At 67.9% G+C, this 19,525-nt stretch carries 12 protein-coding genes; 7 read left to right on the top strand and 5 right to left on the bottom strand.

All coding sequences use genetic code 11. The annotated features are described in order from the left end of the window. Position 1: 1 nt before the first annotated feature. The 5 genes from AX730_RS02385 to AX730_RS02365 all read right to left on the bottom strand — a co-directional run bounded on the left by AX730_RS02385 (position 2) and on the right by AX730_RS02365 (position 11,753). The gene (locus AX730_RS02385) at positions 2-2,836 is read right to left on the bottom strand and encodes a TIM-barrel domain-containing protein (protein WP_083537659.1); all 2,835 of its coding nucleotides are present in this window, start codon (positions 2,834-2,836) and stop codon (positions 2-4) included. Positions 2,837-2,885: 49 nt separating this feature from the next. Beyond that, entirely contained in the window at positions 2,886-4,556 is a 1,671-nt protein-coding gene (locus tag AX730_RS02380; RefSeq protein WP_083537663.1) for a DUF5597 domain-containing protein, read from the bottom strand. Positions 4,557-4,575: 19 nt separating this feature from the next. Beyond that, positions 4,576-6,411: a sialate O-acetylesterase gene (locus AX730_RS02375; protein ID WP_157074063.1), complete on the bottom strand. Its 1,836-nt coding sequence runs from the start codon at positions 6,409-6,411 to the stop codon at positions 4,576-4,578. Positions 6,412-6,494: 83 nt separating this feature from the next. Beyond that, positions 6,495-8,693 carry a WD40/YVTN/BNR-like repeat-containing protein gene (locus tag AX730_RS02370; protein WP_157074059.1) on the bottom strand — a complete coding sequence of 733 codons (2,199 nt, stop codon included), beginning with the start codon at positions 8,691-8,693 and terminating at the stop codon, positions 6,495-6,497. Positions 8,694-8,792: 99 nt separating this feature from the next. Next, positions 8,793-11,753, bottom strand: a complete 2,961-nt coding sequence (locus tag AX730_RS02365) for a TonB-dependent receptor (RefSeq protein ID WP_232310155.1) — start codon at positions 11,751-11,753, stop codon at positions 8,793-8,795. A 425-nt stretch (positions 11,754-12,178) separates the two neighbouring features. Here AX730_RS02365 and AX730_RS02360 point away from each other — a divergent pair, with 425 nt between their 5' ends. The 7 genes from AX730_RS02360 (at position 12,179) to AX730_RS02330 (ending at position 19,516) form a co-directional block, all read left to right on the top strand. Then, positions 12,179-13,351 carry a XylR family transcriptional regulator gene (locus AX730_RS02360; RefSeq protein ID WP_062351367.1) on the top strand — a complete coding sequence of 391 codons (1,173 nt, stop codon included), beginning with the start codon at positions 12,179-12,181 and terminating at the stop codon, positions 13,349-13,351. 140 nt (positions 13,352-13,491) lie between these two features. Continuing rightward, positions 13,492-14,247, top strand: a complete 756-nt coding sequence (locus AX730_RS02355; RefSeq protein WP_062351364.1) for an SDR family oxidoreductase — start codon at positions 13,492-13,494, stop codon at positions 14,245-14,247. Positions 14,248-14,251: 4 nt separating this feature from the next. Next, on the top strand, positions 14,252-14,875 hold the full coding sequence (locus AX730_RS02350; RefSeq protein WP_062351361.1) for a 2-dehydro-3-deoxy-6-phosphogalactonate aldolase: 624 nt from the start codon (positions 14,252-14,254) through the stop codon (positions 14,873-14,875). Continuing rightward, the gene (gene dgoD / locus AX730_RS02345) at positions 14,872-16,023 is read left to right on the top strand and encodes a galactonate dehydratase (protein WP_062351358.1); all 1,152 of its coding nucleotides are present in this window, start codon (positions 14,872-14,874) and stop codon (positions 16,021-16,023) included. The genes AX730_RS02350 and dgoD overlap by 4 nt, the downstream gene beginning before the upstream one ends. Then, the gene (locus AX730_RS02340) at positions 16,001-16,927 is read left to right on the top strand and encodes an SMP-30/gluconolactonase/LRE family protein (protein ID WP_062351355.1); all 927 of its coding nucleotides are present in this window, start codon (positions 16,001-16,003) and stop codon (positions 16,925-16,927) included. The genes dgoD and AX730_RS02340 overlap by 23 nt, the downstream gene beginning before the upstream one ends. Next, positions 16,924-17,832: a 2-dehydro-3-deoxygalactonokinase gene (locus AX730_RS02335; RefSeq protein ID WP_062351352.1), complete on the top strand. Its 909-nt coding sequence runs from the start codon at positions 16,924-16,926 to the stop codon at positions 17,830-17,832. Before AX730_RS02340 ends, AX730_RS02335 begins: the two co-directional genes overlap by 4 nt. A 10-nt stretch (positions 17,833-17,842) precedes the next feature. Further along, complete coding sequence (locus AX730_RS02330) at positions 17,843-19,516, top strand: glycoside hydrolase family 43 protein (protein ID WP_157074058.1); 1,674 nt, start codon at positions 17,843-17,845, stop codon at positions 19,514-19,516. Positions 19,517-19,525 lie beyond the last annotated feature (9 nt).

The raw sequence follows: 19,525 nt of genomic DNA, 5'->3' as shown, positions 1-19,525 counted from the left end.
GTCAACGCTTCTTCACCACCAGCGCCCTGCCGTCGTAGCGCACGGTGGCGTCGGCCTGCGGCTCCAGCGTGCCGGCATCGGCACGCGGTCCATCGATGAAACGCACCCGCACCTCGCGACTGGCGACCATGCCGGGATAGCGTCCTTCGCGTGCGCCGATGCGCAGCTCGCCCGCCTTCTCGTTCCACGCCAGTGGAATGCGGCTGGACTCGCCGCGCTCGTAGCCGTAGCTGCGGCCATTGTCCTCGTACAGCGAGAAGGTGCCGTCGGCGCCGGTGTAGACCTCGATCGTCAGCGGTGCGTCGGGCTTTTCGTCCACGTACTGCTGCACCACCGTGCGCGGCACGATGGACCCGGCGCGCACGAACAACGGCATGCGCTGCAGCGGCGCAGCGGCCTCGATGGTCTGGCCGCCGTCGTGGCGCTGGCCGGTCCCGAAGTCGATCCAGCTGGTGCCCGCCGGCAGATAGACCGGGCGCGTGGTCGCCTTGAACGTGGTGACCGGCGCGACCAGGAAGGCCGGGCCGAACAGGTACTGGTCGGCGATGTCGCGCACCTTCGGGTCGGCCGGGAAATCCATCGCCAGCGTGCGCAGGATCGTGCCGTCCTTCTGCCAGGTGTCGCCTGCCAGCGTGTAGATGTAGGGCAGCAGGGTGTAGCGCAGCTTCAGGTAGTGCACGAAGCTGTCGTAGTGCGGCGTGCCTTCCGGCGCGATCTCCCAGATCTCGCGGTACGGGAACTGGCCGTGCAGGCGGAAGATCGGTACGAACGCGCCGTGCTGGAACCAGCGCAGGCTCAGCTCGCGCCATTCGGCCAGGTGCGCGGGATCCTTGGTTTCGTAGCGCCGCTCGGGCGAGAAGCCGCCGATGTCGAAGCTGACGTTGGGCGCACCCGCCATCGAGGCGTTGACCAGGCCAGAAATCTGCTCGCGCAGGTCGTCCCAGCGCGGCACGATGTCGCCACTCCAGAACGCCGCGCCCGCACGCTGCTGGCCGGCGAAGAACGCGCGCGACAGGATGAAGACGCGCTTGTCCGGATCCTGCTCGCGCGACCCGCGGTAGACGCCCTCGGAGTGCACCAGCGGATAGGCATTGAAGAACTCCACCGACGACCCCAGCGCCGTCGGCGTCGTGCGCGCCTTGCGCTCGCCGATGTCGATGTTGCTGTGCAGGTCGGGCTCGCTGGCGTCCAGCCACCAGGCATCGAAGCCTTTCGCGTTGAGCTTGCCGTTGACCTGGCGCCAGAAGATGTCCTGCGCGTCCTTCGAATAGGGGTCGTAGAAGGAATTCAGGTAACCCTTGCCGATCCAGTCCAGTTCGCCGACCTCGACGTTGCGGTGGTACATGTGGCCCGCCGCGTCCAGCTCCTTGTAGTTCGCGGTGGTCGGATAGAACTTCGGCCACACCGAGATCATGATCTGCGCATGCTGGTCGTGGACGTGGTCGACCATGCCGTCCGGATCGGGGAAATTCTTCGCATCGAAATCGTGCGAGCCCCAGGCGTCCTCCGGCCAGTACGACCAGTCCAGCACGATGGCGTCGATCGGCAGCTTGCGCCTGCGGTACTCGTCCAGCGCGCCGGTCAGCTCGGCCTGGGTCTTGTAGCGCTCGCGGCTCTGCCAGAACCCGTACGACCACTTCGGCAGCAGCACCGCCTTGCCGGTCAGCGTGCGGTAGCCGGCCAGCACCTGGTCGGCGTCGTCGCCGGCGACCACGTAGTAGTCGATGGCCTGCGCGGCCTCGGACCAGATCGACAGGTCCTTCGCCTCATCGGTCGGCAGCGGATCGCGGTGCAGCAGCGCGACGTACGCGGGTTCGATGCGGTCCCACTCCAGCTTCACCGTGTGGCGCTGGCCGGCCTTCATGTCCAGCGCGAACTCGTGGTGCCACGGGTTCCAGTTCTGCCGCCAGCGGTCGAGCACCAGCTTGCCGTCGATGTAGAGCTTCGCGTACTCGCTGTTGTAGAGGGAGAACGTATGGCGGCCGTCGCTGCGTGCGGCGATCTCGCCTTCCCAGACCACCTCGCTGCGGCCGCCGGTGGCCAGGTTCTTTCCCTTCTCCGGGAAATTCGCCAGGTCCTTGATGTACTGGTAGTTCACTTCGCTTTCGCGCCGCGCGACCACCTGCTTGCCGTTGACGGTGTAGCGCGCGGTCAGCGCGCCCGGCTTGCCCTGTGCGTCGAACAGGTCGAGCGACGCGCCCAGCGGCTGCAGGCCGCGCGGATCGCCGTAGCGGGTGATCGCGTTGCTGTCCCAGAGGATGCCGTAGTGGCGTGTGGAGACGAGGTAGGGAATCGCCTTGTCGATGTTGTGCTGGAGCAGCTCGACATCGCGGCCCTTGAGGTTCATCCAGCCCTGCTGGTGCAGGCCGGTGCCGTAGAAGGCCTCGTCGTCCTTCGAATCGAAGCGCTGGCGGATGCTGTAGTACGGCTTGCCTTCGACCGTCGTCGGGGTGAAGGTGCGTGCGCGCTCGGCGAGCAGCGGCTTGCCGGCGGCATCGAAGAAGCTGACCTGGCCCGTGCGGGCATCGACCGTCGCCGAGATGCCTTGCGTGCTGATCGATACCCGCCCGCCGGATTCGCCCACCTTCACCGCTGGCGGCGCGCCGGTCTTTGCGCGCATCAGGCTGGGCGTGCGCGCGAAGTCGCCATCGGGATCGGCCATCACGCGCAGGATGCCCGGTGCGACCGCTTCGACCTTGACGTCTGCCGCGGCCGCCTCGGTCGGGCGCACGATCACGCCGTGCGCGGTCTTCTCGACCGCCCCATTGCCTGCGGCGTTGGCGCCCGCTGCGGCCAGGGCCAGCAGCGGCACCGTCAACGTCTTCAGATAACCCATCGCTTGCTCCTCATGGGGATGCGCCGCGGCATCCCGTTGCATTGATCGATCAGTAGGTCGCCAGCTTCACCCGCAGCAGTTGCGGGACGCTGGAGAAATTGAGGCCGTAATCGGTCTGGTCGCCGTTCCAGCGGCGACGGAATACCCACTTGCCATCGACGTAGGTGCCTTCGTCGACGACCTCGTAGATCTGCCGCGCGGCAACGGCCGGGTCCGCCGCATCGATGTTGATGCGCGCATGCGCGCCCGCGACCAGGAACTCGTCCGCCCCGAGCTGCACCACCAGCGCGCGGCCGATGGGCTCGGGATTGCCCGGCGGCTCGCCCTGGAACCAGAACTGCGGCACGCCGTAGGTCACCACCATGTTCCAGCGGTCGTCGATCTTCACCGTCTGCACGGCCTGGCTGGGCTGCTCGGCGGTGCCGCGCACCTTGCCCTCGAAGCTGGCCTGCGCGATGACGCGCGCCGCCGGCCGCACGATGGCGTAGTTCAGCGCGAACGACGCCAGCGCCTTCTCGTCCAGGTGCCTGGCACCGAGCGGCCAGTTGGAATAGCGCGAGTAGTCGATGCCGAACGGCGACCAGCCGATCGCCTGCTCGCCCAGCGCGGAGAAGAAGTAGCGCGGATACTCCTCGCGGTTGCCGGTCTCGGCGACGAACAGCGGGTTGTCGGGGCGCGAATAGCGGTCCAGCACCGTGGTGTAGTGTGTGTACTCCGGCATGTAGATGTCGGGCGCCAGCAGGTCGATGTGCGGCGCGGCGGCCTTGTAGACGTCCAGCACGTTGTCGGTGGGCCCGCCGCTGGCGTACTGCCCCGGCTGGCCCGGGTTGAATGGGCCGCGCAACGCGGCGTTGACCAGCATCGGCAGCGGGTAGACGGCCTTGCCCGCTTCCGCGACCTGGTCGATGTAGTGCGCGATATGCCAGGCGTGGAAGAACTCGTCGGCATCGGCGCCGAACGCCTCGCGCCATGTACCCGGCGACTTGCCCAGCTTCTTCAGCAGGGCCTCGGGCACGGGACCCTCGAACACCTGCTGCGCCAGCGGCGAGAAATCGCGCACGCTGCCGTAGGTGCCGGGTTCGTTCTGCGGCTGCACCATGATGACGGTGCGCTGCGGATCCGCCGCCTTCAGATGCGTCATCAGCGCGACGAAGGCCTTGCGGTCCGCCTCCAGCGTGGCTTGCGCGTGCGGCGACAGCGAGTTCAGCGTGCGGCCGTCGGCGGTGATCACGCGCGGGAAGCGCGCGTTGTCCAGCTTCACCCACGCCGGCGCGTAGTTCGGCCCGTTGTTCTTCCAGGTCGCGAACCACAGCAGGATCAGTCGCACGTCCTTCCCGCGCGCCTGCGTGAGCAGTTCGTCGACGAAGGAGAAGTCGAACGTCCCCTCCTTCGCCTCGACCTGCTCCCACGCCACCGGCACCATCACCGTGTTCGGCTTGACCACGTCGATGGCCGGCCACACATCGTCCAGCGCCTGCGGCCAGTTGCTGGAATTGTTGACCTGCGCACCGAGGATCAGGAAGGGTGCGCCGTCGACCATCAACGCGTGCCGGCCCTCCTTGCTGACGATCTGGGGAATGGGGGCTTCGCCCACGCGGGGCGTGCCGTCGCTGGCCGCCCCGCCCTGCTTCGCCGCGTCATCGGCGGGTCGGCACGCAGCGAGCAGCACGCTGGCGGCCAGCAGGCCAAGGAACGTGGGCGAGCGGAACAGGCGAGGCATCATCGGGGACACTCCAGGTTCACCAGGCGTCGCTGCGGAACGGCGAGGCCGGCAGCTGGTCGGTATTGATCAGGTCGGCATCGGCCGGGTTGTCGGACCAGCCATAGCGAACGGCCATCGGCCGCGGCACCGCGGCACTGCGCACGACCACGCGCCCGGCCTGCAGTGATGCTTCGGCCGGATGGAACACCTGGTCGGTGCCCGCCAGCGCGAAGCCATGCACGCGCGTGCCGCCGCCACGCACGGCCAGGGTGCCGCCGGACGTGCCGAACTCGACATGCGCGGCGTTGCCTTCGAAGCGGGTGTACTGCGGCACCGGCCCGTGGAACGGCAGCGCCTCGCTGTAGGCCACATGGCGTGCCGCCAGCGCGAGACGGCGACCCACTTCCTGCTTGTTGAGTGGATGGATGTCGGACGGATCGCCGATGTCGATGGCCACGGCCTGCGCGGTGCCCGGCATCCACAGCGTCATCGACTGCGCTTCGCGCAATGTGGCCCACGGACTCTCGTCGCCCCTGTCGGTGCCGGAGGAGAAGTTCGCCAGCTGCACCCACAGGAACGGCAGGCTGGGGGCGTCCCATTGCGTGCGCCATTGCGCCCGCCACTGTTCGATCAGCGCCGGGAACTGCCGGCGGTACCGCAGCGCGTCGGCCACGGTGTTCGCGTTGGATTCGCCCTGGTACCAGATCACGCCGCGCAGCGCGTACGGCTGCAGCGGGTGGATCATCGCGTTGTACAGCAGGGTGGGATGCTGGTTCTTGTCGTCGACCAGCGCGACGCTGACGTTGCTCGGCCGGAACGACCAGTCCGCCAGCGCGCGCGGTGCGCCGCCGCCGGGCTGGACGAACACCTCGACTGCTTCGCCATGGATGCCACCGCCGCCACCGGTGTCCGTCACCCGCACCGCCACGTGGTTGACGCCCTTGCGCAATGCCGATGCCGGCACCGCGTAGCGTCGCGGCTGGTTGTACTGCATGCGGGTTTCGCCGACCTGCGTGCCGTTGACCCAGGTGGTATCGGAATCGTCGATGCGGCCTACGCCGAGGACGACCCCCGCCGCGGCTTCGGCCGCGGTCAGCGTGAACGTCGTGCGGTACCACGCCACGCCGTCCATGCCGTTCCAGCCGGTGGCCTCCCACAGCGACGGCACCGTGATCGGTGTCCACGCCGACGTGTCGAGTCCGGGTGCATTCCAGCCCGCGTCATCGACGGGCAGCGCCGGCCAGCGTGCAAGGTTCCGGCGCGTCTGCACCAGCGCTTGCTCGTCCGCGGCGCGCAGCGTACTGGCCTGCTCGGCCAACGCCCGTTCGTCCAGCCCCTGCGACGGCGCGTCCATCCAGGCTTCGATGCGGCTGCCACCCCAGGTGCTGTCGATGATGCCGATCGGCACACCGGTGACCTTGCGCAGGTCGCGCGCGAAGAAGTGGGCGACGGCGGAGAACCTGGCGGCGGCCTGCGGCGACGAGGCCACCCATTCGCCACCGGCCAGCTGCTCCTGCGGCGTACCGGCCCAGGACTTGGGAATCTTGAAATGCCGGACCTGTGGATCGGTCGCGCGCGCGATCTCGGCCTCCGGATCGGCCGACTGCGCGATCGGCCACTCCATGTTCGACTGCCCGCTGGCCAGCCATACATCGCCGATCAGTACATCGCGCAGCACGCGCGGCTGCGTGCCGTCGTCGATGCGCATCACGTAGGGGCCACCGGCAGTCCTCGCCGGCAGTTGCAGCGACCAGCCACCGTTCTCGTCGGTCTGCGTCGTGGTCGGCACTTCGCCGGCGAAACCCACGGCAACGCGCGCACCCGGCGCGGCGCGACCCCAGACCTGCACGGGCTGGTCGCGCTGCACGACCATGCCGTCTGAGAACAGGCGCGGCAGCTCGACTGCGTGCGCGGAAGGAAGGACGAACAAGGCGACTAGGAAACAGGCGAGTCGTTTCACTGCGGATCTCCATGCCAGATGCCGCGTCCTTCGGTACCGAAGTAGACGCGACCGTGCAGGCGGGGATCGCCCGTCACATGGCGGATGATGCCGCCGAACCGCAGGGCGTCGGTATCGATCCGCTGCCAGCGGCGTCCGCTGTTGTCGGACCGGTAGAGACCGCGCTGGCCTTGCACTTCACCGAATACGAACAGCACTGGCGCATCGCCGTCGTTGGCCGGCCTGCCCAGGCCCAGCGACATCACGTTGTCCACGCCCGGCACGCGCTCCAGCTTGCCCGGCGCCAGGTGCAGCAGTCCGCGCCATGACGCGGCGATCCAGGCTTCGCCTGCCTTGCCGGGGTGCGGCCGGATCTCGGCGTTGTACCAGTCGCCGATCTCGCCAACCGGCGCACGTACTTCCTCGAAGGCGACGCCACCGTTGCCGCTGACATACAGACGGCCACTGATCGCGTCGAAGCCGTAATAGATGCCCTCGTCGACGCGGTCGGCCTCCACCACCGCCGTCTTCGGCAAGCCCTTCACCGCTTGCCAGCGCCCGCCCATGTCGGCGGTGATCCAGTGGTGTTCGCCGTTGCGCGGACGCCAGATCGCGCGCTTGCCGTCGGCCGCGAGCGCGATGTGGCCGGCGCCCTCGCCGTCGGGCGGCTCGCTCGCGAACGCAGTCCAGTTCCGACCGCCATCGTTCGACCACGCCCCGCGTACCGCGCCTTCCGGCCGGTTGTGGAAGTAGCCCGTGCGCACCATTACCTGCGGTGCGCGGCCGGCGAATGCCAGGCTCTCGGTATTGGAGAAGCGCACGCCGGCGAAGCGCTGCTGCGACACGTCGAGCGTGTCGTGCACGAAACCGTCGACATCGCCCAATCCACTGACCAGATGCGCACCCTGCGGCGGACTGAGCAGCGCCAGCGGCACGGTTTCCTCGAAGCCCGCCTGCTCGAAGCGCCATTGCATCGTGGCACCGGCATCGAACGCACGGGCGTTGGTGGATGCCCACACGCCATAGCCGGTGACGAACAGCAGGCGGTCGGGATCGAACGGGTCGATCTCGATGTCGGCCATCCAGTGCGGCCTGGCATCCGAGGTCCACGGCGCGGATGCGTGGTCGAAGCTCGACCGCGTCAGCATCGCCGTCCACGTGCGCCCGCCATCGAGGCTGCGGTAGACGTCGTCGTGCGGCTGGTAACGACGGAACGTGCTGGCGATGATGACGTCGGGGTTGTCGGCCTGTACCGCCACGGCACCCCAGCCGAAGCCGCCTTCGCTGGCGGCACGGCGCACGGGCGTGATGTCGTCCCAGCGGTCACCGGCAGGATCGAAGCGCCACACCGCGCCGTCGGCCATGTTGTTCGGGCCGGGTTCGTCGCCATAGCTCATCAGCCAGCGCCCGCGTGCGTCGCGCACCATGTGGCTCGGTCGCAAACCGACCGGCTGGCCCGGGACCGCCTCCCAGCTCGCCCCGCCGTCGCGCGAACGGAACAGGCTGGTCTCTTTCGTGGACACCCCGGCATACAGCGTCTTCGACGGTGCCCCATTCCCGCCACTGGCGGGATCGAACACCACGAAGGCGATGCCGACCGGACGCAGGTCGCGCCACCCCGCCGCCCATGCCGAGCGCGATTTCGCGACGGCAGGAAAGCGTTTCACTTCCCGCCACTGCGCGCCGGCATCATCGCTGCGCCACAGTCCGTCCGCGCGCGTGCCGAACATCAGCACGCGGCCATCATTCGGGTCCACCGCGAGGCGCTCGCCATTGCCGCGCCCCTGTTCGTTGCCACCGAACTTGAACGGCAGTGCCGTCCGCTGGAACGTCGCGCCGCGGTCGATGGAACGCAGGATCGCGCCATCCTGTCCGCGTTCGTGCAGATAGGTGCCGACGGCGAGATAGAGGCGGTTGGGATCGGACGGATCCAGGGCCAGGCTTTCCACACCGAATCGCCCATTGTCTTCGTGGCCCATCCAGTCCATCAGCGGCTGCCAGCGGCGTTCGCCGGGCAGCCAGCGGTAGGCGCCGCCGATGTCGGTGCGCGCGTACAGCAATCCCTTCTCGCGCGGATGGAATACCAGCCCGCTGACGAAGCCACCGCCACCGATGGCGACGTTGTGCCAACGGTAGCCGGTGACGCCATCCTTCGCCGCCGCGCCGGGCACCAGCAGGAAAGCGAAGAGCGCGAGGATCAGGCGAAGCGTGGACACGGAATCTCCTGTCGTGGGGAGCAGCCGGTGCGCCGGCAGGACGCGCACCTCATGCGGCGGGACGACCGGCGGATCCCGGTCGCCCCGTGCGGCGCATCATCAGAAGGTGAAGCGGATCGTCGCGGCGTAGCGGCGATCGTTGACGTACCAGGAGGTGACGCGCTTGCCCGCGCCGTTCTGGTCCATCAGCGTGCGCTGCTCGGCATTGTTGAGGTTGTTCATCTCCAGGCCGAACTGCACATGGTCGGAGACCTTGTAGAAGACGGAGCCATCCAGCTGGCCGAAGCTGTCGCTGTAGACCGGCAGCTTCCAGGCGATGTTGTTGTCGGTGCCGTTGTAGCCGTTCGGCCCGATCGCCAGCAGGTACTCGCTACGCCAGTTGTAGGCGAAACGCACCTGCCAGGGGCCCTTCTCGTAGAACAACGCCATGTTGTAGGCGTTCTTCGACAGCCCATCCGCCGGCAGGTCGCCGAAGAACGAACCGTCGGTATCGGTCGGCACCACGGTGGGATCGTTCGGCACCTTGGTGCTGCTGTCGATATAGGTGTAGTTCGCCGACATGCCGAGGCCGTTGAGCGGGCCGGGCAGGAAATCGAAGAACTGGTTCCAGCCGATCTCCGCGCCCTGGATATTCGCCGTGCCCACGTTCACCGGACGCGTGATCAGATAGTCGTACTGATTGCCGTCCGCACCGGGGTAGGCCACCAGCTGCGACTGGCGCCGGATGTAGTCCTTGACGTCCTTGTAGAAGAAGTTCACCCAGGCCATGCCGCCGCGGTCCGGCGCGAAGTACCACTCCAGCGACAGGTCGAACTGGTTGGCCTTCATCGGCGTCAGGTACGGATTATCGTAGGAGCTGCCGCTGAGATTCAGTTGATTGAGGGGCAGCGGACTACCGTCGACAGGCGGGGTGACCCCCGGCTTCGGGTCGGCGCCCAGCATCTGGTAGGCCTGCATGTCGCTGAAGTTCGGCCGCGCGATCGCCTTGGACGCGGCGAAGCGCATGATCAGGTTCTCCCGGAGTTCCCACTTCAGGTTCGCACTGGGCAGGACGTCCGTGTACGAATTCCGCGCCGTGATCGCTTCGGTTTCGCCATTGCCCAGGTAGGGCGCGAAGTCCTTGTCCGGATAGACCAGGTAACCGTTCGCGCGGTTCTCGGTGCGCACGACGCGCACGCCGACGTTGCCGTCTAGCCGCACATCGTCGACCGCGAAGTTCAGCATCGCGTAGGCCGCGTACGTCCGTTCGCTCTGCGTATTGCTCCACTTGGGGTCGCTGAGGTTCGACGGCGACCAGGGAGCGATGCTGCCTGGCGTGTAGTAGCCCTGCGCAGCGTCGTGGATGTTCTGGTACGTCACCGGATACCCCAGCGCCACGCCGAGCCGCGGAGCATAGAGTGCGCCTGGCGTCCTCGCGTCGCCGCGATAGAAGTTCTGGAACGTGTTCAGACGCACCAGGCTGCTGTTGACGGTGCTGTTGAGGTTGAGGCCAGGCAACGGCCCCTCACCAGGCAACGCCCACCAGCGCATCCATGGCTGGATCACGCCGGACCAGGTCTGGTAGGCGGTGTCGATGCTGCCGGCATTGCGTTCGGTGGCGCGCACGCCGAACTTCACCGACTCGAAGAAGCCGCTGTCGAAGCCGTGCTTGAGGTCGGCGCGCCACGCCACTTCATCGGCATCGTTGTCCACCAGATTCTGCATGGTGAACGCCCAGTAGTAGTTGGCGGGATTGGCCATGAACGGGTTGTCCACCCCGATGACGGGCCGGCCGTTCCTGAGATCGATGTCGATGTAGGGCACATCGATGCCCAGCGCGACGGTCGAATCCAGTGCCCGGGTGCTCGCCTTGATGTACTGCAACTCGGTGGACAGCTCGGTGCGATCGCTCGCCAACCACTTCAGGCCCAATGAGTAGTCGGTGGTCTTCGAGTCGCGATTGGATGCGCGGATATCCGTACCCATCGGGATGCCGGCGGGCGATGTCAGTCGGCCGGCCTCGAACACGTTGCCATTGAATGCGTTCGGCTGGCTGGCATCGACGCGCACTTCCAGCGGATTGTTCTGGACGAAGATCGCATCCTCGTTCCAGAGTTCGGCGTACGTGCTCTGGAAGGCCGTGCCGAACACCTCGACGCGATCGTTCGGCCGCCACTGCGTGGCGACATAGACGCCCTGACGCTTGCGGTTGTAGTCCAGGGAGCGCCAATCGGCGCCGCGCGGCAGCCACAGGCTGTCGTTGCTGCCATCTCCGTTGATGTCGCTGTTGGTGTTGTTGAAGAACGGCCGCACGAACATGCCGTCGGTGCGGGTGGCAAGTTCCGAATGCGCGAGGTTGACCAGCACGCCGAACTCGCCCGCGCCGGTGTCCCAGCGGTTGCTGTAGAGCACCGAGCCCGACGGGCTGACCTTCTTGGCGAAGTCGCCCCGGTTGGCGCTGAACGACATGCCGAACTTGCTGCCCTCGAAATCGAACGGCATGAAGGTGCGCAGGTCGACGCTGCCGCCCAGGCCGCCTTCGATCATGTCGGCCTTCTGGTTCTTGTACACGTCCACGCCGGCCATCAGCTCGGACGGCACGTCCTGGAAGCTCAACGCGCGTCCACCCGAGGCAGAAAAGCTGTCGCGCCCGTTGAGCTCCGAGCGGACCTGGGTGAGGCCACGCACGGCGACGCCATTGCCCTCCGCCGAGAAGTGCTCCGGATCGCCGACCGACAGGAAGCGGTCGATGGTCACGCCGGGGATGCGCGACAGCGTCTCGGTCACGCTGCGGTCGGGCAGCGCGCCGATATCCAGCGCGGTGACCGAATCGACGAACGTGTCGGCGTCGCGCTTGATGTCCTGCGCCTTGTACACGGAGCCGCGGATGCCGGTGACGACGACGGCATCAAGCTCCGTCGCCTTCTTTTCCCCGGGAGGGGACGCGGCGGCGTCCTGGGCATGGGCGGGCGCCGCCAGCATCAGGGCGATGCCGAGCGCCAATACGGTGGGTTGCAGCTTGCGGCCATCGGAACGGCCGGCACGAATGGCCGCCGCGGGGCGACGCTGGAGCGTTGACATGGATGTTCCCTCCCAGGACACATGACAAGCGATTGAGTTGTGGTCCCGCCCGCCGATGTCTTCGCATCGCGTGGCCGGATGAAGCGCTCGACGACCTCAGCCCCCCGGCCGTGGTCGTCGATATTGCGGTCGCCCCCGTTGCGGATGCCGCGCCGGCGGCTGGCGATCAGACGGCGACCGTGGGGCCACCATGGTGTCGTTGCAGTGGGCGCATGGGCCACGCTGCGCCAACGGAACTGCTTCGCAACGTTGGTGCATCGCCGTGGCCTTGTCTCCAAACCGTTGCAATGGATGCTGCGGTTCGGCCACCATTCGCGCAATTACGAAATGGCACGCCCCAAACTGCGTTTTCGCATGCGGCAACGCAGCATGCCGGAAGACCTGACCGCCCCAGAGCAACCGCCGCATCCCCTTAAAACTTGCCCATGTCTCCGCATCGAATCGCCCTGCTGTTCAACGCGAACAAGGTTTACGACCGGCAGATCATGACCGGCATTGGCAACTACCTGAAGTCGACGCGCGTCGTCTGGGACCTCTTCATGGAAGAAGACTTCCGCTCGCGCACAATCGACATACGCCAATGGCTGGGCGACGGCATCATCGCCGACTTTGACGACCCGTCGGTGGAGGAAGCGCTCTCGGGATTGCCGATTCCCGTCGTCGCAGTCGGGGGCTCCTACGCCGACGAGAGCCGCTATCCCGCAAGAATTCCCTATATCGCCACCGATAACGGCGAGCTCGTCCGCCTTGCGTACGACCACCTGATCAAGCAGGGCCTGTGCCATTTTGCGTTCTACGGCCTGCCGCCGCTGGCCGGCAACCGCTGGGCGCAGGAGCGCGAACAGGCCTACGAGCAGGCGACCGGCGCTGACGGCATCGCCAGCATCACCTATCGCGGTTCGCCGACCAGTGCCGGCGGCTGGGGGCGCGCCCAGGAGGATCTCATCGCATGGATGCATTCGTTGCCGAAGCCGATCGGCATCATCGCGGTCACCGACGCACGCGCCCGCCAACTGTTGCAGGCGTGCATCGCCGCCGACATCCCGGTGCCCGAGCAGGTTGCGATCGTCGGCATCGACAATGACCAGATGGTGCAGTTGCTCAGCCGCATTCCCCTGACCTCGGTGATCCAGGGCGCGGAGGAAATGGGGCATCGCGCCGCCCAGACGCTGCACCAGATGCTTCGCGGTGGCGACCTGTCCTGCACCCGCATCGTGGTCCCGCCGGTCGGGCTGTCAGTGCATGCCTCGAGCCTTCACCAACCCCTCAAGAGCCCGCACGTGATGCGTGCCTGCCACTACATCCGCCAATACGTACACCTCGGCATCAAGAGCGAGCAGGTCGCACAGTACGTCGGCATTTCCCGGACGGTGCTGGAAGAGCACTTCAAGCGGGAATTGAACAAGAGCGTGCATGACATGATCCTGGAGCACAAACTCGAGATGGCGCGCGGCATGCTCGAGGACGCCTCGATCCCGTTGGCCGACGTGGCCGTGCGCAGCGGTTTCACTTCCCTTCAATACATGTACGCGGTGTTCCGCCGTGAATACAACTGCACGCCGCGCGAACTGGCCAAGATGCCGCGGGGGCCTGCCTGAGCCGTAGAAGGACCGCTCCCGGCATGCTGCAGCGCCGCACTGGAAAACGCAGTTTCGGGCGTGCCATTTCGTAATTGTGCAACCGATGGCCGAACCGCAGTATCCCGGCCATGAAGGGATCCGGCCAGGAATGAGGCGCCATGGCGACATCACTGCGCGACGGGCGTCTGTCCGGCAAGGTCGCCCTCGTCACCGGTGCGGCCAGCGGCATCGGTGCGGCGACTGCGCGCCTGTTCGCACGCGAAGGCGCCACGGTCGTCGGCCTTGATCGCCAGCCCGCACCCGCCGCCGATGACGGCGTGGTCCACCATCTCGCCGACATCACCGATGCCGCCGCCGTCGACGCAGCCGTCCATGCCGCACGCGAGCGCCATGGGCGCATCGACGTGCTCGTCAACAATGCCGGTGCCGACGTGTTCTCCGACCCGCTGTCGCTGTCGGACGACGACTGGGAGCGCTGCCTGGCGCTGAATCTCACGGGCGCGTGGCACCTGTGCCGCGCGGTGCTGCCGGCGATGCTGGCGCAGGGCGCGGGCTCCATCGTCAACATCGCCTCGGTGCACGGCCACAAGATCATCGCCGGCTGCTTCCCGTATCCGGTCGCGAAGCACGGGCTGATCGGGCTGACCCGCTCGCTCGGCATCGAATACGCCGCGCACGGCATCCGGGTGAATTCGATTTCGCCCGGCCTGATCCTGGTGCCGCGCATCGAAGCATGGTTCGAACGCGAACCCGGGACGCGCGAGAAGCAGACGGCGCTGCTGCCGCCGCAGCGCATCGGTACGCCGGAGGAAGTCGCCTGCACCGCGCTGTTCCTGTCCAGCGACGAAGCGCGCTTCATCAACGCCACCGACATCACCATCGATGGCGGTCGCTCGCAGGTCTACCACGACTGACCGCATGCACGCGCCCACCCTCCCCTTCACCCTGCCGCTGATCGCGATCCTGCGCGGCATCACGCCCGACGAGGCGCATGCGCACGTCGGCGCGCTGGTGGACGAGGGCTATGACGCCATCGAGATCCCGGCCAACTCGCCGGCATGGACGCGCAGCGTGCGCGTCGCGACGGATGCGTTCGGCGACCGCGCGCTGATCGGCGCAGGCACGGTGCTGACGACCGCCGACGTCGACGCGCTGGTCGCCGCCGGTGGCCGCCTGATGGTCACGCCGAACACGCGACCACCGGTGATCCGGCATGCCGTCGACCGCGGCCTGCACGTCGCCGCCGGCGTCGCCACCGCCAGCGAGGCGTTCGATGCGCTCGAGGCGGGCGCGCAGATGCTCAAGCTGTTCCCCGCTTCCGTCTACGGACCGGCGATGGTGCGCGCCCTGCGCAGCGTGCTGCCACCGGTTCCCCTCTTCGCCGTCGGTGGCGTCACGCCCGACACCCTCTCCGGCTACCTCTCAGCCGGCTGTCAGGGCGCCGGCATCGGCGGCGAACTTTACACGCCAGGCCAGCCGGTCGAGCGCACGCGCGAGCACGCGCGCCGCTTCCGCCAGGCCTACCTGGACCACGCCGCATGAAGATCGTCCGCCTCACCACGTACCACGCGGCACCGCGCTGGCTGTTCCTCAAGGTGGACACCGACGAGGGCATCAGCGGCTGGGGCGAGCCGGTCATCGAGGGGCGCGCGCACGCGGTGGAAGCCGCGGTGCACGAACTCGGCGACTATCTCGTCGGCCAGGATCCGGCGCGCATCAACGACCTGTGGCAGGTGCTGTACCGCGGCGGCTTCTACCGCGGCGGCGCGATCCTGATGAGCGCCATCGCCGGCATCGACCAGGCGCTGTGGGACATCAAGGGCAAGGCCCTCGGCGTGCCGGTGTACCAGTTGCTCGGCGGGCTCGTCCGCGACCGCATGAAGACCTACCGCTGGGTCGGTGGCGACCGCCCCGCCGACATCGTCGCGCAGATGCAGCGCTACCAGGCACAGGGCTTCGACACGTTCAAGTTCAACGGTACCGAGGAGCTGAAGCTGATCGACAGCCCGCGCGCGATCGATGCCGCCGTGGCCAAGGTCGCCGCGATCCGCGAGGCGATGGGCGACCGCGTCGATTTCGGCATCGACTTCCACGGCCGCGTCAGCGCACCGATGGCGCGCGTGCTGCTGCGCGAACTGGCACCGTTCAAGCCGCTGTTCGTCGAGGAGCCGGTGCTGCCGGAGCAGTGGGAGTACTACCGGCCGCTGTCCGATGCGACCTCGATCCCGCTCGCCGCGGGCGAGCGCATGTACTCGCGCGCCGAGTTCAGACCGGTGCTCGCGGCCGGCGGCCTGGCGATCCTGCAACCCGACCTGTCGCATGCAGGCGGCATCACCGAGTGCGTGAAGATCGCCGCGATGGCCGAAGCCCACGACGTGGCACTGGCACCGCATTGTCCGCTCGGCCCGGTGGCGCTGGCCGCCTGCCTGCAGGTGGACTTCGTCGCCCACAACGCGATGCTGCAGGAGCAGAGCATCGGCATCCATTACAACGAAGGCGCCGACCTGCTGGACTACGTCATCAACCAGGACGATTTCCGCTGCGACGCCACCGGCAGCATCGCCGCGCTGCCGAAGCCCGGCCTGGGCGTGGAGATCGACGAGGCGCGCCTGGTCGACGCGAACCGGCAGCCGCCGCGCTGGCGCAACCCGCTGTGGCGGCATGCCGATGGCAGCGTGGCCGAGTGGTGAGCCGGTGACCGCGGCGCTGGCGACCCTGACCGTCGACAGCCGCTGCGCGCTGGGCGAAGGCATCCTGTGGTGCGAGCGTCGGCGCGTGCTGTACTGGACCGACATCCTCGCCAAGGAACTGTGGCGCCACGATCCGGCCAGCGGCCACACGCATACGTGGTCGTTGCCGGCGCCGCTCGGCTGCCTGGCGCTGGCCGAGGACGGGCGCCTGCTGCTCGGCCTGGCCAAGGCGCTGCATGCGAGCGATGTCGAAGCGCAGCTGGGCAGGCGCGACCTGCTGACGACGACGCTTGCCGACGTCGAGGCGGACGAGCCGATGACCCGCGTCAACGACGGTCGCGCCGACCGCCATGGCGGCTTCGTCTTCGGCACCAAGAGCGAACATGCGGACCTGCGGCCCGCGGGCCGCTTCCACCAGTACACCGCGGCGCATGGCCTGCGCGAACTGGCGTTGCCGCGCGCGGCGATACCGAACTCGATCTGCTTCGATGCGGCCGGGACCACGATGTACTTCTGCGATTCGGTGGCGCCGCGCATCCTGCGCTGCCGCTACGACACAGCGACCGCAACGGTGTCGGACATCGGCGTGTTCGTCGAACTGGACATGCCCGGCGCGGAGCCCGACGGGTCGGTCATCGACGACGAAGGCGCGCTGTGGAATGCGCAATGGGGGGCGGGCCGCGTGGTGCGTTACCTGCCCGACGGCCGTGTCGACCGCATCGTGCGCACACCGGCGGCACAGCCGTCGTGCTGCGTGCTGGCGGGCGACACGCTCTACATCACCAGCGCGCGCGTCGCCCTGGATACCGCCGCGCTGGCGGACCAGCCGCTGGCCGGCGGCGTGTTCGCGCATGGCACCGGACGAGCGCTCGCCCGTGCGGAAGACCGGGTGCGCTTGCCATGATCGCGGTCGACTGGGGCACCAGCAGCCTGCGCCTGTACCTCCTGGCCGACGACGGCCAGGTACGCGAGCGCCGTCGCAGCGACCAGGGCGTGCTGACCTGCGATGGCCGCTTCGGCGAGGTGCTGGCGCGCGAGATCGCCGGCTGGGACGACGTCGACATCCTCCTGTGCGGCATGGTGGGCGGACGCGGTGGCTGGCACGAGATGCCCTACCTGCCCTGCCCCGCCGGCAACCACGCGCTCGCGCTCGGCATGCAGCGCTTCCAGCCACCGGGTTTCGACGAACGCGCGCTCTGGCTGGTGCCGGGACTGCGCGACAGCGATTCCGACCGCGTGCCCGACGTGATGCGCGGCGAGGAAACGCAGCTGGCCACGCTGCTCGACGTGCTCACCGCCGGCACCCACCTGGTCTGCCTGCCCGGCACCCACAGCAAATGGGTCACCGTGCGCGACGGCCAGGTCCTCCGCATCGCCACCGCGATGACCGGCGAATTGTATGCGCTGCTGCGCCAGCACAGCATCCTCGGACGGCTGATGCCGGCCGGCGACGTGCGCTTCGACGGGTATGCGTTCGATGCCGGCCTCAAGCGCAGCGACGATCGCGGCGGCCTGCTGCACCACCTGTTCGGTGTCCGCACCACCGGCCTGTTCCAGCAGTTCGCCGAGCCCGCGCTGCCGTCGTATCTCTCCGGGCTGCTGATCGGACATGAACTGCGCGCATCGGGCCTGTTCTCGCACGCGCCACGGCCGGCACAGGTGCACCTGATCGGCAACGACCGCCTGCTGGCGTCGTACGCCCATGCGCTGACGACGCTGGGTGTTGGCGTGCAGCGCCACCCCGAAGACCTGGCCGCGCGCGGCCTGCATGCACTGTGGGCGCGACGCGCGAGTGCCGCCACGACCTGAGGACGATCCGATGATGACGCGATGCGCAGCTGCGCTGGTGATGATGCTGTCGATGGGCACGGCGTGGGCCGGCGATGCGGTGTTCCGCGAGGTGCGTTATGCCGGCGACGATGGTGGTCCGTCCGCCACGCCCGCGCAGTACCGCAACCCTGTCGTCGCCGGCTTCTATCCGGATCCGTCGGCGATCCGCGTCGGCGACGACTTCTACCTGGTCACCTCGACGTTCGGCTATTTTCCCGGCCTGCCGGTCTTCCACAGCACCGACCTGGTCTCGTGGACGCAGGTCGGCAATGCGATCCATCGGCCCGGCCAGATCAACTACGGTGAGAAGGAAGAGCTGACGCGCGGCCTGTTCGCCGCCACGCTCGCGCACCACGACGGCACGTTCTACATCGCCAACACCTGCTTCTACTGCGACCGCGGCAACTTCGTCGTCACCGCGAAGAACCCGGCGGGTCCATGGTCGGACCCGGTCTGGCTCGGCATCAGCGGCATCGATCCGTCGCTTTTCTTCGATGACGACGGCAGCGCCTGGGTGGTGCACAACGACGTGCCCGACGGAAAACTCCGTTACGACGGCCATCGCGCGATCTGGCTGCAGCGCTTCGATTTCGGCACGCGCGAGAAGATCGGCCGGCGCATCCTGCTGGTGGACGGCGGTGCGGATCCGGCGACGAATCCGGAACACGTCGAGGGTCCGCACGTCTTCAAGCACGACGGCTGGTATTACCTGACCGCCGCCGAGGGCGGCACCGGCGAACAGCACGCGCAGATGGTGTGGCGCAGCCGCACACTCGCCGGCCCCTACCAGCCATCGCCCTCCAATCCGTCACTGACGCAACGCGATCTCGATCCGACGCGCCCCGATCCGGTGACGTCCACCGGCCATGCGCAGTTCGTGAAGCTCAAGGACGGCACGTGGTGGGCGGTGTTCCTGGCCACGCGTCCGTACCGCGGCAACCAGTACAACCTGGGCCGCGAAACCTTCCTGCTGCCGGTGACGTGGAAGGACGGCTGGCCGGTGATCCTCCCGCGCGGCGAGCGCGTGCCGATGGTCGCGCAACGTCCCGACCTGCCCCGCAACCCGCAGCCCTTGCCGACCAGCGGGCCGATGGCGTGGACCGAACGTTTCGATGCGCCGTCATTGCCGCTGTCGTGGATGACGCTGCATCCGCCGCAGACGACCTGGTACACGACCGGCAAGGCCGGCTTGACGGTCACGCCGGGCACGATGCCGCTGGGCGCGTTCGGTACTGCACCGGGGCAGCCGTCCTACCTCGCGCATCGCCTGCAGCACCACAAGGCGACGCTGGAAACCACGCTTGCTTCATTCGATCCTGCCCTTGGCGAACTGGCAGGACTCGCGTTGCTGCAGAACGAGTACGGCCACTACGTGCTCGGTGTCGAGCGCGATGCGCAGGGACTGGCCGTGTCGCTGTACCGGCGCAGCAGCCGCGAAGGCGCGAAGACAGGCGACCGGCTGGCGCGCATCCCGCTGGACGAGCAACATGGACCCGTATCGCTGCGCTTGCGCCTCGACGGTCCGCGACTGGACGCGCAGTACGCTCTGGCATCCGGCGAATGGAAGACCGTCGCCACCGGCCTGGACGCCAGCCTGCTGAGCGTGGAGACGGCGGGCGGCTTCATCGGCAACACCTTCGGACCTTACGCGGTCCGCCGCTGACCACGGCAT

Origin of the sequence: Pseudoxanthomonas mexicana, from assembly GCF_001556105.1 — a bacterium.
GTDB lineage: Bacteria > Pseudomonadota > Gammaproteobacteria > Xanthomonadales > Xanthomonadaceae > Pseudoxanthomonas_A > Pseudoxanthomonas_A mexicana_A.
This window is presented reverse-complemented; position numbering and strand designations above follow the sequence as displayed.